Source organism: Marinobacter goseongensis (assembly GCF_023156235.1).
GTDB lineage: Bacteria > Pseudomonadota > Gammaproteobacteria > Pseudomonadales > Oleiphilaceae > Marinobacter > Marinobacter goseongensis.
In genome coordinates, this window is sequence record NZ_JAKZAI010000004.1 from 76,022 (window position 1) to 89,450 (window position 13,429).

12 protein-coding genes are annotated in these 13,429 nt (G+C 62.5%); 6 read left to right on the top strand and 6 right to left on the bottom strand.

The features are described 5' to 3' along the window. Positions 1-2: 2 nt before the first annotated feature. From MLC70_RS04030 to MLC70_RS04055, 6 genes are all read right to left on the bottom strand, one after another. On the bottom strand, positions 3-776 hold the full coding sequence (locus MLC70_RS04030) for a motility protein A (protein WP_345799533.1): 774 nt from the start codon (positions 774-776) through the stop codon (positions 3-5). Positions 777-831: 55 nt separating this feature from the next. Continuing rightward, a complete protein-coding gene (gene aroE / locus MLC70_RS04035) occupies positions 832-1,659 on the bottom strand; it encodes a shikimate dehydrogenase (RefSeq protein ID WP_248181791.1) in 828 nt (275 codons plus the stop codon). Continuing rightward, positions 1,649-2,578, bottom strand: a complete 930-nt coding sequence (gene hemF, locus MLC70_RS04040) for an oxygen-dependent coproporphyrinogen oxidase (RefSeq protein ID WP_248181792.1) — start codon at positions 2,576-2,578, stop codon at positions 1,649-1,651. The genes aroE and hemF overlap by 11 nt, the downstream gene beginning before the upstream one ends. A 10-nt stretch (positions 2,579-2,588) precedes the next feature. Continuing rightward, on the bottom strand, positions 2,589-3,128 hold the full coding sequence (gene tsaC, locus MLC70_RS04045) for an L-threonylcarbamoyladenylate synthase type 1 TsaC (RefSeq protein WP_248181985.1): 540 nt from the start codon (positions 3,126-3,128) through the stop codon (positions 2,589-2,591). A gap of 111 nt (positions 3,129-3,239) precedes the next feature. After that, positions 3,240-4,412 carry a DNA-processing protein DprA gene (gene dprA, locus MLC70_RS04050; RefSeq protein WP_427902089.1) on the bottom strand — a complete coding sequence of 391 codons (1,173 nt, stop codon included), beginning with the start codon at positions 4,410-4,412 and terminating at the stop codon, positions 3,240-3,242. A 150-nt stretch (positions 4,413-4,562) separates the two neighbouring features. Beyond that, complete coding sequence (locus tag MLC70_RS04055) at positions 4,563-5,579, bottom strand: LysM peptidoglycan-binding domain-containing protein (RefSeq protein ID WP_248181793.1); 1,017 nt, start codon at positions 5,577-5,579, stop codon at positions 4,563-4,565. Between the two features lie 351 nt (positions 5,580-5,930). Between MLC70_RS04055 and def the strand changes: the two genes are divergently transcribed. From def to glyS, 6 genes are all read left to right on the top strand, one after another. After that, a complete protein-coding gene (gene def, locus MLC70_RS04060; RefSeq protein ID WP_248181794.1) occupies positions 5,931-6,434 on the top strand; it encodes a peptide deformylase in 504 nt (167 codons plus the stop codon). A 115-nt stretch (positions 6,435-6,549) separates the two neighbouring features. Continuing rightward, positions 6,550-7,485, top strand: a complete 936-nt coding sequence (gene fmt / locus MLC70_RS04065) for a methionyl-tRNA formyltransferase (RefSeq protein ID WP_248181987.1) — start codon at positions 6,550-6,552, stop codon at positions 7,483-7,485. Continuing rightward, the gene (gene rsmB, locus MLC70_RS04070) at positions 7,486-8,787 is read left to right on the top strand and encodes a 16S rRNA (cytosine(967)-C(5))-methyltransferase RsmB (protein ID WP_248181795.1); all 1,302 of its coding nucleotides are present in this window, start codon (positions 7,486-7,488) and stop codon (positions 8,785-8,787) included. Further along, positions 8,784-10,187 (top strand): Trk system potassium transporter TrkA, encoded by a 1,404-nt coding sequence (gene trkA, locus MLC70_RS04075; protein ID WP_248181796.1) that lies wholly within the window; start codon positions 8,784-8,786, stop codon positions 10,185-10,187. The genes rsmB and trkA overlap by 4 nt, the downstream gene beginning before the upstream one ends. Positions 10,188-10,329: 142 nt before the next feature. Next, on the top strand, positions 10,330-11,337 hold the full coding sequence (glyQ, locus tag MLC70_RS04080) for a glycine--tRNA ligase subunit alpha (protein ID WP_248181988.1): 1,008 nt from the start codon (positions 10,330-10,332) through the stop codon (positions 11,335-11,337). A 2-nt stretch (positions 11,338-11,339) separates the two neighbouring features. Continuing rightward, positions 11,340-13,421 (top strand): glycine--tRNA ligase subunit beta, encoded by a 2,082-nt coding sequence (gene glyS / locus MLC70_RS04085; RefSeq protein ID WP_248181797.1) that lies wholly within the window; start codon positions 11,340-11,342, stop codon positions 13,419-13,421. Positions 13,422-13,429: the final 8 nt, after the last annotated feature.

Consider the following 13,429-nt stretch of genomic DNA (forward strand, 5'->3'; position numbering starts at 1 on the left):
CGTCAGGCCTCCCGCTCCGAGGCCAGGCCGGTGCGCTGATCCGGAGTAACAAACGACGACAGCAGTTCGGTCATGACCCGCGGATTCTCACCGCGCATGATGTTGCGGATGGAGGTAATGATCAGCAGATGATTGCGCCCTTCATCTTCGGCCTTGAGCTGTAGCTTGTCCGCCAGCGGCAGGGCAATCAGCTGGGCCAGAAAGGCACCGTAGAGCGTAGTCAGCAGGGCAATGGCCATGGCGGGACCGATGGAGGAGGGATCGTCCAGGGTGTTGAGCATCTGCACCAGGCCGACCAAGGTGCCCAGCATGCCGATGGCGGGGGCGGATTCGCCGATGCCGCGGAACACCCGCTCGGCGACCTCGTAACGCTCGGCGGTCTGCCGCGTTTCCTGGGCCAGGGCTTCTTCCACCAGCTCCGGCGGGTGACCGTCAACACACAAATTGATGGCCTTACGCAGGAATACATTGTCGGTCTGGTGATTCTCCAGACCAAGGATACCCTCCTTGCGCACCACCATGGCCAGAGCCCCCACCTCACGAACCAGCGCTGCCGGGCTCGGCACCCGGTCGGTAAACGCGGCGGCAAACGCCAGCCGGAACGCTCCCATCACAGACGACAGCCGGAACTTGATCAGGGTAACGGCAAAGGTTCCGCCCAGCACAATGGCCAGACCCGGCAGATTGAGAAAGGTCAGCAGCGAGGCGTTGGCCAGCATCGCCAGCACCACGATCACCACGCCCGCTACCAGACCCACAAGGGTAAGAATGTCCATCGGGAACCTATCGAGTGTTTTGACCCTGAGCATAGCCCATCCCGGGCGGCCCGGCTCAGTCGTTACGCAATTCGTCCATGACCGCCGAGGTCTGCGGGCGAATACCCCGCCAGATGCGGAAGGCTTCCGCCGCCTGCTCCACCAACATGCCGAGGCCGTCGTACACCCGGTGTGCGCCCTGATCCAGCGCCCACTGGTTAAAGGTGGTGGTGGTCAGAGAATACATCATGTCGTAAACCACAGTGTCGGCACCGATCACATTCGGCGACAACGGGGGCAGATCTCCCTGCAGACTGGCACTGGTGCCATTGATAATGACATCGAAGGGCTCTGCGGGCACCGCGAAACCACAGGCCTCAAACGCCACTCCGGCAGCCTCATCGCGGAACAGTTCCACCAGAACCTGAGCCTTGGACACCGTACGGTTGGCTACCGTGATGGCGGCCGGGCCGGAGGCCATCAGCGGCCCCAGCACGCCGCGCACCGCACCGCCGGCACCCAGCAGCAGCAGCCGCTTGCCCAGCAGATTGACGTTGTGATTGCGGGTCAGGTCGGTAACCAGGCCTTTGCCGTCGGTGTTGTCGGCGATGAGCAAGCCTTCACCATCGCGATAGAGGGTGTTGGCCGCGCCGGCTTTTTCCGCCTCCGGCGTGCGCCGTTCAGCCAGCGACCAGGCCTGCTCCTTGAACGGCACCGTCACGTTCAGACCCTGACCACCACGGGCGAAGAAGTTGCGGACGGTGCCGGCAAAATCGTCCAGTGGCGCCTGAATGGCGGTGTACTCCACCAGCTCGCCGGTTTGCCGGGCGAACAGGCTGTGGATACGCGGCGACTTGCTGTGGCTGATGGGATTGCCCACCACCGCGTACAGGTCATTGTTCATGGTTCAGCTCCAGCCAGTCACGATCGGTGAGGAAATAATCCGTCAGCCTCGCCTCCTCGGAACCGGACGCGGCGATGCGGTTGTAGTCCCAGCGCACCAGCGGCGGCAGTGACATCAGGATCGATTCGGTGCGGCCACCGGACTGCAGGCCAAAGAGCGTGCCGCGATCGTAAACCAGATTGAATTCCACGTAGCGACCGCGACGGTAGAGCTGGAAATCCCGCTGCTGGTCGGTGTAGGGCAAATGCTTGCGACGCTGCACGATGGGCTCGTAAGCCTCGATATAACTGCTGCCCACCGCCTGCATCAGACCGAAATCGCGGCCGAAATCGCCGGTGTTGTGGTCGTCGAAGAACAGGCCGCCAATACCCCGGGGCTCGTTCCGGTGTTTGAGATAGAAATACTCGTCACACCAGTGTTTGAAGCGCGGATACATCTCATCACCAAACGGCTGGCAGGCGTTACGGGCGGTCTGGTGCCAATGCACGCAATCTTCGTCAAAGCCGTAATACGGCGTGAGATCATACCCGCCACCAAACCAGTACACCGGCTCCGCGTCCTTCGGGGTGGCGATGAAAAACCGCACGTTGGCGTGGGAGGTCGGCACCATCGGGTTGTGGGGATGGATCACCAGTGACACCCCCATCGCCTGCCAGGGCGCACCGGCCAGATGAGGGCGATGCGCGGTGGCCGACGGGGGCATGGTGTCACCCATCACGTGGGAAAAGTTCACGCCGCCTTTCTCGAACACCGCGCCGTCAGTAATCACGCGGCTGATGCCACCACCGCCCTCGGGCCGGTCCCAGGCATCGGTGATGAAGGCAGCCTCGCCGTCCACCGCAGCCAGGCGCTGGGCAATGGTGTCCTGCAGTGTCAGCAGGTACTGTTTGACGGCGTTGCTGTCGGGTTGCTGCGACATCTGAGTTCTCCTACCGCAATTGGCGGCCGTTGACGATATCCAGAATCCGGCTGGGCTGGCGGTTGCCACCCAGATCCCCGGGTACGATCCAGTCCAGAGTGTCGCGGAAATAGCGGCGCACCTGCCAGATGGAGCGGGCCGGCTGGCGCCCCGCCGGATTGCAGGAGGTGGACACCAGCGGCATGCCGGCGGCGTCACACAGGGCGCGAACCACCGGGTGGCTGCTGACCCGCACCGCAATGGAGCTGTGGCGCCCGCGCACCCACTCAGGGATCTGCTGCTGCACATCCGGCAACAGGCAGGTCACCGGGCCGGGCCAGTGGCTCTCGGCTTCCCGCTGCAGATCCAGCGGTAACGGATCCAGCAGAAACCGCACCTGGTCCACCGACGACGCCACCAGAATCATGCCTTTTTCCATCGGGCGATGTTTCAGATCCAGAATGCGGTCCACCGCCTCGGCATCCCAGGGGTCACAGCCCAGGCCCCACACCGCCTCGGTCGGGTAGGCAATGATACCGCCACCGAACAGGGTGCGGCGGGCACAGTGCAGTTGCCAGTCAGTGAGGGGGTTATATGAGTTATGTGAGTTATGTGAGTTATGTGAGTTATGTGAGTTATGTGAGTTATGTGAGTTATGTGAGTCGGGCGACTTCGGCATGGCTCAGGCTATCCTCTGGAAACCTCCCGGAACCGAGCTGACCAGCCCCTGCAGTTCCAGTAACAGCAGCGACTGCATCAACTGATCGGCGGGTAATCCGGTTTCTGAACACAGTTGATCGGTTGACTGCGGATCATACCCTAAAGCCTCCAGCACCGCGATTTCCCTGGGCTCCAGATTAGCGCCCGGGGCCGCCTGTTGCGGCAGGCCGGCCGGGACGTCTGCAGCGCACCACCAGGCCCCCAGTTCTTCCAGCACATCGTCCACCGTCTCCACCAGCCGCGCGCCCTGCTTGATCAGATGATGGCAGCCCCGCGCCACCGGGCTGTGCACCGATCCGGGGATGGCGAACACCTCACGCCCCTGTTCCAGCGCCAGCCGGGCGGTGATCAGCGATCCGCTGCGCAGGCTGGCCTCCACCACCAGTACGCCGCGGCTCATGCCACTGATAATGCGATTACGTTGCGGGAAATGGGCGGCGCGGGCGCGCTCGCCAGGCGGATACTCCGACATCAGCAGTCCCTGCCCGACAATGCGCTGAGCCAGCTTGCGGTGCTGACTCGGGTAGAGCCGGTCAAGCCCGCTGCCGATGACCGCGAGGGTTTCGTGCCCGGCATCCAGGGCGCCGGCGTGGGCGGCCCCGTCAATGCCCAGGGCCAGACCGCTGGTCACCAGGAAACCCTGATCGCTCAGGGCAGACGCGAACCGACGGGCATGGTCGAGGCCCGCGCGGGTGGCATTGCGGCTGCCAACAATGCCGATCTGATTGCGCTGTAACAGCTGGCGGCGGCCCTGGCAGTACAGCACCAGGGGGGCGTCGTGAATGTGGCGCAGCGGTTCGGGATAATCGGCGTCACCCCGGTTCAACAGCCAGATCCCCCGGGCATGACAGGCGGTATGGATCGCGCGGGCCCGGGCCACCACCGGATGGGCGCAGTCCTGTTGTTGCCACGCCTGTATCGGCTCAATGATCTCACGGGGCAGCCCCATGGCTTTCAGAGTCGCGGCGTTGGCAGCCAGCAGCCCGCTCAGATCCGGCATCACCGATGCGACCGCGTGGCGGCGGCGCAAACCGAATCCGGGCAGACAGGTCAGCATCAGCCAGAGGCTGTCAGCACACTGGAAAAACGCCGCGGCAGGCTCTTCAATCGTCACAACGGAGGAAACATCAGACATGGACCATCCTTCCCTGGCTGGTTGATTTGGCAGCTTCAGGCTGCATGCCGGTAGCTGCCATCCTGGCGCCGGCGATGGGGATTATGTCATAAAAAACGGGAGCCGGTGCTGGCTCCCGTTGTTGGGTCTGCTTGTCGAAGATGACCTACCTCAGGGGTTGGTCACCTTGTCACCCACTGAAAGAACCCGGGAGGCTCGCAGGATCAGACCGTAGCTCATTTTTTCGTAGGTCTGGAAGACCATCAGCAGGCCGGCACGCTCGGAGGGCAGCTCGATGGTTTCATTGGTGACCGGATCGCGCACCTGGTTGCCGCTCTTCAGCACCGCCATCACGTTGCCCGGCTTGAGGCCTTCACGCTCACCACGGTTGATGGCCACTACATCGTATTGGCCAATCTGGTTGACACCGCCTTCCACGGATATCATGACGCCCTCAATCTCGTCTTCCGGCGAGCTGGGCACAAAGTTGGTGGTCAGGCGGCGGTCCTCACTGACCAGCAGACGATCGCCGATGCGAACTTCCTCATTGGAGCTGGTCAGGCTCAGTGTCAGCACGTCGCCGTTTTCAGCGCTCACCTCACCCTTGGCAATGCTGCGCGCCTCAAGGCCCAGGAACTCACCGCTGTCGGGATCCCGGAACTCCTTGCTGCGACGGAAAATGCCCACGCGGTCGGCAGGCTTCTCGCCACGGGCGTAGACCCGATCGCCGGCGCCGGTGATGATGCGGCCGTCTTCGCCCTCAAGCACATAGGGCGCGCCGTTGAGTTCTTCCGGCGACACGATGCGGGTCTCCGACAGGAAGCTGCTGATGGCATCCAGCGGGATCGCCGGAATCGGCGTATCAATGGCTTCGGAGCGAATCTGCGGGGACAGCTTGATCACGTCGCTGCTGCTGACCTTGGTAACCCGGGGCTTGCCATCAATGTACACCAGCGCCAGACGGTCGCCCGGGTAGATCAGATGAGGATTCTGCACCTGCGGGTTAACGTGCCAGATTTCCGGCCAGTACCAGGGGTTGTTCAGAAAACGGGCGGAGATGTCCCACAGGGTGTCACCCTTCACGACAGTGTAACGCTCGGGATGATCGGACCTGAGCTCCGGTTGCGCATGAGCCCAGGAGGTTAGCAGCAGCATGCTTGCTGCCAGAGCGTACAGCAGTTTCCTCATTGTCTAAGTCCTTGATCGCGTGCCTTGAATCAATTGATTCTGTTCTTGAAATGCAGCCTGTCGGGTGCAGCTTATTGTGTTGCTGTTTCCGATACTATAGAAGAAGTCACGCAAATTGTGATGTTATCTTTTGTTCTTCCAGTAAATTCTACCGCATCGTCAAGAGTTTTTGACTATTGACTGATCAGTTTGTACTCAATCATCAAGATGGGGGATAATACAAACTGTCCGGACATCATAGTCCCGGAGTGATAATTTGCGCAGTACGCTGTCGCATTTCGGAGAGCGCAGTCACACTGTTACAAAACATAACGGTGTCATTCAGGTTCACAGGCCAAAAGTACGAGCAGCATGATTCTAGAGATACTCGAATACCCGGATCCCCGTTTGCGCACCATCGCCAAACCGGTGGAAGAGGTGACAGAGACCGACCGCAAGCTCATCGACGACATGTTTGAGACCATGTACGATGCGCCCGGCATTGGTCTGGCGGCGACCCAGGTAAACGTGCACAAGCAGATCATTGTGATGGATCTGTCCGAGGACAAGAGCGAGCCGCGGGTGTTCATCAACCCCCGCGTGGAAGTGCTCGACGGTGATCTTGAGGACATGCAGGAAGGTTGCCTCTCGGTGCCGGGCTTTTACGAAGACGTGTCTCGCATCGAGCATTGCATGATCCGCGCCCTGGATCGCGACGGCCAGCCCTTCGAAATCGAGGCCAGGGGTCTGCTGGCCGTGTGTATCCAGCACGAAATGGATCACCTCAACGGTAAGCTGTTCGTGGACTACCTGAGTTCGCTGAAGCGCAACCGGATTCGCAAGAAGCTGGAAAAGCAGCATAAGAAGAGCGCCTGATCGCGGTCGCTCGGTCTGGCCGATCACCTGATCGCTGGCCAGAGCCTTACCAGACAGCACAGACCGGGTGAAAGCCCGGTTTTTTCGTATTCAACGGAACAGAGACGACATCACCGTGCGCATCGTGTTTGCCGGCACCCCGGATTTTGCAGCCATCGCCCTGAAAGCGCTGGTGGACCATCGCCATGATGTGGTGGGCGTCTACTCACAGCCCGATAGACCGGCTGGCCGCGGCCGCAAGCTGACCCCCACGCCGGTCAAGCAGGTGGCCCTGGACGCCAACATCCCGGTATTCCAGCCACCCTCCCTGAAAACCCCGGAAGCCCAGCAGCAACTGCGGGACCTGCGCCCCGATGTCATGATTGTGGCCGCCTATGGCCTGATTCTGCCGCAAGCGGTTCTGGCGATTCCCAGCCACGGCTGTCTCAATATCCACGCCTCGCTGCTGCCCCGCTGGCGCGGCGCCGCCCCCATTCACCGGGCCATCGAAGCCGGCGACCCGGAGACCGGTATCACCATCATGCAGATGGACGAGGGCCTCGACACGGGCGCCATGCTGTTGAAGGTGATCACCGCTATTGAAGACGGCGACACCGGCGGCAGCCTGCACGACCGCCTGGCGGAACAGGGTGGCAAAGCCATCGTCAAGGCGTTGGCGCTGCTGAAAAAAGGTGAGCTGCAAGGGGAAGCGCAGAACAATGATCTGGCCTGTTACGCCCACAAACTGTCCAAGGACGAGGGCCACATCGACTGGAATCTGGAAGCCAGCGCCATCGAGCGCCTGGTACGCGCCTTCAACCCCTGGCCCGGCACCTACACCGACTTCAACGGGCAGCGGGTGCGCATCCATCAGGCCATTGCCCTCGACGAATCCCCGGGGCAGGTACCCGGCACGGTGCTGAAACGGCAGCGGGACGGCATCGACGTGGCCTGCGGCACCGGTGTGCTCAGGATCACCAGCCTGCAGCTGCCCGGCGCCCGGGCCCAGACCCCCAACGACCTGATCAACGGCGGCAAAGAGTTGTTGCTGCCAGGCCAGGAGCTGAACTGAATGAACGACCGCAGCCAGCCCATGCGCGCCCTGGCCGCTCAGGTCCTGCTATCGGTGGAGAACGGCCAGTCGCTGACCCAGTGCCTGCCACTGGCGCTGAACCGGCTGGCCCCGAACGAACGCCCCGAACTGCAGGCCATCTGTTACGGAACCTGCCGCTGGTTCCACCGCCTTGACGACGAACTGAACCAGCGTCTCAACAAGCCGCTGCGCAAACCCGACCGGGTCGTTCATCATCTGATGCTGGTGGCGCTGTTCCAGCTCCGCCACAGCCAGCAGGCCACCTACGCGGTGCTGAATGAGACCGTGGAAGCCTGCCGCGCCCTGGGCATGCCCAACCTGACCGGCCTGGTCAACGGTGTGTTGCGCAGTGCCGAGCGGGAGGGCGCGCCGGAAGCCTCGACCGACGCCGCCCGCTTCAGCCACCCCCTGTGGATGGTGGAAAAGCTGCGCCACAACTGGCCCGATGACTGGCCGGCCATCCTCGACGCCAATAACGCCCAGGCCCCCATGACCCTGCGGGTCAATGCCCTGCGCTTCAGCCGTCACGACTACCTGGCACAGCTGGCCGAGGCCGGCATAGCGGCGCAAGCCACGGCGTTCGCCCCCTACGGCATCCAGCTTGAGACACCGGTGCCGGTGGACCGCCTGCCATGGTTTGCCGACGGCGCCGTCAGCGTGCAGGACGAAGCCGCCCAGCTGTGTACCACGCTGCTGGATCTGGCACCGGGCCAGCGGGTACTCGATGCCTGCGCCGCGCCCGGCGGCAAGACCTGCGCCATTCTGGAAGCCTGCGGTGACCTCGGCGAGGTGGTGGCCATTGACGAATCCGCCGAGCGTCTGCCCCGGGTGCAGGAAAACCTCGACCGGCTCGATCTGCAAGCCACCCTGAAACAGGCGGATGCTGCAGCAGTGGCGGACTGGTGGGACGGCGAGGCCTTCGATCGCATCCTGCTGGACGTGCCCTGCAGCGCCAGCGGCGTCATCCGGCGCCACCCGGACATCAAGCTGTTGCGGCGGGAATCCGACATTGTGCCGCTGGCCTCAATCCAGCTTGGCCTGCTGGAGGCCATGTGGTCTGTCCTCAAGCCGGGAGGCCGGCTGGTGTACGCCACCTGCTCGGTGTTCCCCCAGGAAAATCACCGTATAATCCAGCGCTATCTGAAACAGCAGCCCGCCGCAACGCTGCTGGCACCAGAATTCACCTGGGGTCGCGACATGACCGCAGGAAGACAACTGTTACCCGATTCCGCAAGCCACGACGGCTTCTTCTACGCCGTGTTGGAGAAACCAGAGCTATGAAAATCCTGATTCTCGGTGCCGGCCAGGTGGGTGGCACACTGGCGGAAAACCTCGCCAACGAAGCCAACGACATCACCGTGATTGACAGCGACAGCACCCGCCTGCGGGAACTACAGGATCGGCTGGACATCCGCACCGTGCAGGGCAAGGCCTCGTTTCCGACGGTACTGAGGCAGGCCGGCGCAGAAGACGCCGACATGATGATCGCCGTCACCAACAGCGACGAGACCAACATGGTGGCCTGCCAGGTGGGCAAACTGCTGTACAAGACACCGACCACCATCTGTCGGGTACGGGCCAACGCCTATCTGGCCAAAGCCGAACTGTTCTACCAGCGGGATCAGCAGAAGGACCTGGACAGCCTGCGGGGCTTCCCCATCGACGTGCTGATCAGCCCGGAACATCTGGTGACCAAACACATTACCCGGCTGATCGAATACCCGGGCGCGCTGCAGGTACTGGAATTCTCCAAGGGCCTGACCCGGCTCGTGGCCATCCGCGCCACCGAAGGCGGGCCACTGGTGGGCCACGAACTGTCTTACCTGCGCACCCACATGCCCAAGATCGATACCCGCGTGGCGGCTATCTTCCGCAAGGGCCGGGCCATCATGCCCCAGGGCGACACGGTGATCGAAGACGGCGACGAGGTGTTTTTTATTGCCGCCTCGGACCACATCCGCTCGGTGATGAGCGAGCTGCAACCGCTGGAAAAACCTTACAAGCGTATTTTCATCTGCGGCGGCGGCAACATCGGCCAGCGCCTGGCCCACACCCTGGAGAACCGCTATCAGGTCAAGCTGCTGGAGCGTGACCGCGAACGTTGCGTGATGCTGTCGGAAAACCTGCGCAAGACCGTGGTGCTGGAAGGCAACGCCGCCAACAAGGACATCCTGCTGGAAGAAAACATCGAAAGCACCGATGTGTTCTGCGCCGTTACCAACGACGACGAAGCCAACATCATGGCCTCGCTGCTGGCCAAGCGCCTCGGCGCCCGCAAGGTGCTGACCCTGATCAACAACCCGGACTACGTGGACCTGATCCAGGGCGGCGACATCGACGTGGCCATCTCGCCCCAGCAAACCACCATTGGCAGCCTGCTGACCCACGTCCGCCGCGGCGATGTGGTCAACGTACACTCCCTGCGTCGGGGCGCGGCGGAAGCCATTGAGGCCATCGCCCACGGTGATCACCGCTCGTCCAAGGTGGTGGGTAAGCGGCTGGACGAAATCACCCTGCCAGAAGGCACCACCATCGGCGCTATCGTTCGCCGCAACGAAGTACTGATCGCCCACGATCACTTGCGAGTGCAGCCGGATGACCACGTGATCCTGTTCCTGGTGGACAAGACCCGCATCCGTGACGTGGAAAAACTGTTCCAGGTGGGGCTCACGTTCTTCTAGCAAAAACAAGGCGGTGAACGCCGTTTAGAAATACACGTCTGGCCAGCGTATAATGCGCCTTTTTTCAGCGTGCCCCGGCTCAAGAACGGGGCGCCACACACAGACTGATCAGCAGGCAATCGTCGTGACAGACAAGGTAACTATCAACAATACCCCGGACGTCAAAACTTTCCAGGGTCTGATTCTGGCCCTGCAGAATTTCTGGGCGCAGCACGGCTGCGTGGTGCTCCAGCCGCTGGACATGGAAGTGGGCGCCGGCACCTTTCATCCGGCCACCTTCCTGCGTTCCATCGGTCCGGAAACCTGGAACGCGGCCTACGTTCAGCCCAGCCGCCGTCCCACGGACGGCCGCTACGGCGAAAACCCCAACCGCCTGCAGCATTATTACCAGTTCCAGGTGGTGCTGAAGCCGTCACCGGACAACATTCAGGAGCTGTACCTGGATTCCCTGAAAGCGCTGGGGCTCGACCCGCTGGTGCACGACATTCGCTTCGTGGAAGACAACTGGGAATCTCCCACCCTGGGGGCCTGGGGTCTGGGCTGGGAAATCTGGCTCAACGGCATGGAAGTCACCCAGTTCACCTACTTCCAGCAAGTGGGCGGCCTGGAATGCTACCCGGTCACCGGTGAGCTGACCTACGGCCTCGAGCGCATTGCCATGTACCTGCAGGGCGTCGACAGCGTGTACGACCTGGTGTGGACACAGGGGCCCGACGGCGTGGTCACCTACGGCGACGTGTTCCATCAGCAGGAGGTGGAGATGTCCACCTATAACTTCGAGCACGCCGACACCGACTTCCTGTTCCACAGCTTCGATGTCCATGAGCGCGAGAGCGCCCGGCTGATTGAGGCCGGCCTGGCCCTGCCGGCCTACGAACAGGTACTGAAAGCCTCCCACACCTTCAACCTGCTGGATGCCCGTCACGCCATTTCCGTGACCGAGCGCCAGCGGTTCATCCTGCGCGTTCGCACCCTTGCCCGCGCCGTAGCCCAGGCCTACTTCAACAGCCGCCGCAAACTCGGCTTCCCGCTGGCCCCCGAGGCCCTGCGCAAGGAAGTCCTGGCCGCAGCCGATGCCGCCGATGACAAGGCCAACGGCAAAAAGGGTAAGAAAGCGAAGAAAGCCAAGCAGGAACAGGGGAACGCATAATCATGGCAACACAGGATTTTCTGGTCGAACTGGGCACCGAAGAACTGCCCCCCAAGGCCCTCAAACCGCTTTCTGACGCATTGACCGCCGGCATTACCCAGGGCCTGACCGACGCCGGCATTGGCTTTGGCGAGGTGGAAAGCTTTGCTGCACCGCGGCGCCTGGCGGTACGTGTGCGCAACCTGGCCGACGCCCAGCCCGACAAGTCGGTGGAAAAGCGCGGCCCTGCCGTGAAAGCGGCCTTTGACGACGCCGGCAACCCGACCCGCGCGCTGACCGGCTTTGCCACCTCACTGGGCGTCACCCCGGACCAGCTGGACACTCTGGAAACCGATAAAGGTGCCTGGGTGGTGTTCCGTACCGTGGAAAACGGTCGTCCAACCGTGGAACTGATGCCGGAACTGGTGGAACAAGCGCTCGCCGGTCTGCCGATTCCCAAGCGCATGCGCTGGGGTTCCTACCGCACCGAATTCGTGCGCCCGGTGCACTGGGCCATCATGCTGTTCGGCAACAAGATCATCGACACCCCGATCATGGGGCTGAACCCGGGCAACAAGACCCGTGGCCACCGCTTCCACTGCCCGAAATCGCTGATCGTGCCGACACCGGGCGACTACGAAGTGGTGCTCAAGCAGGAAGGCTATGTGATTGCCGATTTCGCCGAACGCCGCGAGCAGATTCGTGCCGGCGTCATCGCCCTGGCGGAAAAAGAAGCCGGCGGCAAGGCGGTGATTGACGAGGACCTGCTGGACGAAGTCACCGCGCTGAACGAATGGCCGGTGCCGCTGATGGGCCGGTTCGAGGAGCGTTTCCTGGAGGTACCGGCGGAAGCGCTGATTTCCTCCATGAAAGAACACCAGAAATACTTCCACGTGGTCACCGCCGCCGGCGACATGCTGCCGCTGTTCATCACCGTGGCCAACCTGCAGAGCAAAGACCCGGCTCAGGTCATCTCCGGCAATGAGAAGGTGATCCGCCCGCGCCTGTCAGACGCCGCCTTCTTCTACGAAACCGACCGCAAGACCCGGCTGGAAGACCGCATTGATCAGCTCAAGCTGATCGTGTTCCAGGAAAAGCTGGGCAGCCTCTACGACAAATCGGTGCGTGTGGCCGCGCTGGCGAAGAAAATTGCCGCCGCCATCGGCAGTGACCCGGCGCTGGCCGAGCGCGCTGCCATGCTGGCCAAGACCGACCTGGTCACCGAGATGGTGCTGGAGTTCACCGATCTGCAGGGCATCATGGGGCAATACTACGCCGAGCACGACGGCGAAGCCGGTGACGTTGCCAAGGCGCTGAATGAGCAGTACATGCCGCGCTTTGCCGGTGACGACCTGCCCACCACCCTGACCGGATGTGCCGTCGCCATTGCCGATCGCCTCGACTCGCTGGTCGGCCTGTTCGGCATCAATCAGCCGCCGTCCGGCACCCGCGACCCATTCGCGCTGCGCCGGGCATCCCTGGGTGTGCTGCGCATCATCATCGAACGGGAACTGCCGCTGGATCTGCAAACCTGCTGTCAGTGGGCAGAAGACAACTTTACCGTGCTGACCGAGCAGAACACCGCTGCCACCGTGGTGGACTACATGCTCGAGCGCTTCCGCGCCCACTACGACGAGCAGGGCATCGGCGCCGAAGTGTTCCTGGCGGTGCACGCCCGCCGGCCCACCAAGCCGCTGGACTTTGACCGTCGGGTGAAAGCGGTGGAGGCCTTCCGCCAGTTGCCCGAAGCCCTGGCGCTGGCCGGCGCCAACAAGCGGGTGTCCAACATTCTCACCAAACAGGGTGGCGACACCGTGGGCGAGACTGTGGACAAGAACCTGCTGCAGGATCAGGCCGAGCAGGCCCTGGCCGAGCACATCAGCCAGCAGGCAGACAAGGTGCTGCCGCTGTTCGAGCAGGGCAACTACGCGGCGGCACTGACCTCGCTGGCCAGCCTGCGGGAGCCGGTAGACAAATTCTTTGACGACGTCATGGTGATGGCGGAGGATGAGGCCATCCGTCACAACCGTCTGGCGATGCTCAACCAGCTCCGAAACCTGTTCCTGCGGGTAGCCGATATTTCTCTGCTGCCGACAGCGAGCTGAGACAGAGG

Coding starts and splice junctions, on each gene's coding strand:
- MLC70_RS04030 (WP_345799533.1), bottom strand. CDS start 776: ATGGACATTCTTACCCTTGTGGGTCTGGTAGCGGGCGTGGTGATCGTG.
- aroE (WP_248181791.1), bottom strand. CDS start 1,659: ATGAACAATGACCTGTACGCGGTGGTGGGCAATCCCATCAGCCACAGC.
- hemF (WP_248181792.1), bottom strand. CDS start 2,578: ATGTCGCAGCAACCCGACAGCAACGCCGTCAAACAGTACCTGCTGACA.
- dprA (WP_427902089.1), bottom strand. CDS start 4,412: ATGTCTGATGTTTCCTCCGTTGTGACGATTGAAGAGCCTGCCGCGGCG.
- MLC70_RS04055 (WP_248181793.1), bottom strand. CDS start 5,579: ATGAGGAAACTGCTGTACGCTCTGGCAGCAAGCATGCTGCTGCTAACC.
- def (WP_248181794.1), top strand. CDS start 5,931: ATGATTCTAGAGATACTCGAATACCCGGATCCCCGTTTGCGCACCATC.
- rsmB (WP_248181795.1), top strand. CDS start 7,486: ATGAACGACCGCAGCCAGCCCATGCGCGCCCTGGCCGCTCAGGTCCTG.
- trkA (WP_248181796.1), top strand. CDS start 8,784: ATGAAAATCCTGATTCTCGGTGCCGGCCAGGTGGGTGGCACACTGGCG.
- glyS (WP_248181797.1), top strand. CDS start 11,340: ATGGCAACACAGGATTTTCTGGTCGAACTGGGCACCGAAGAACTGCCC.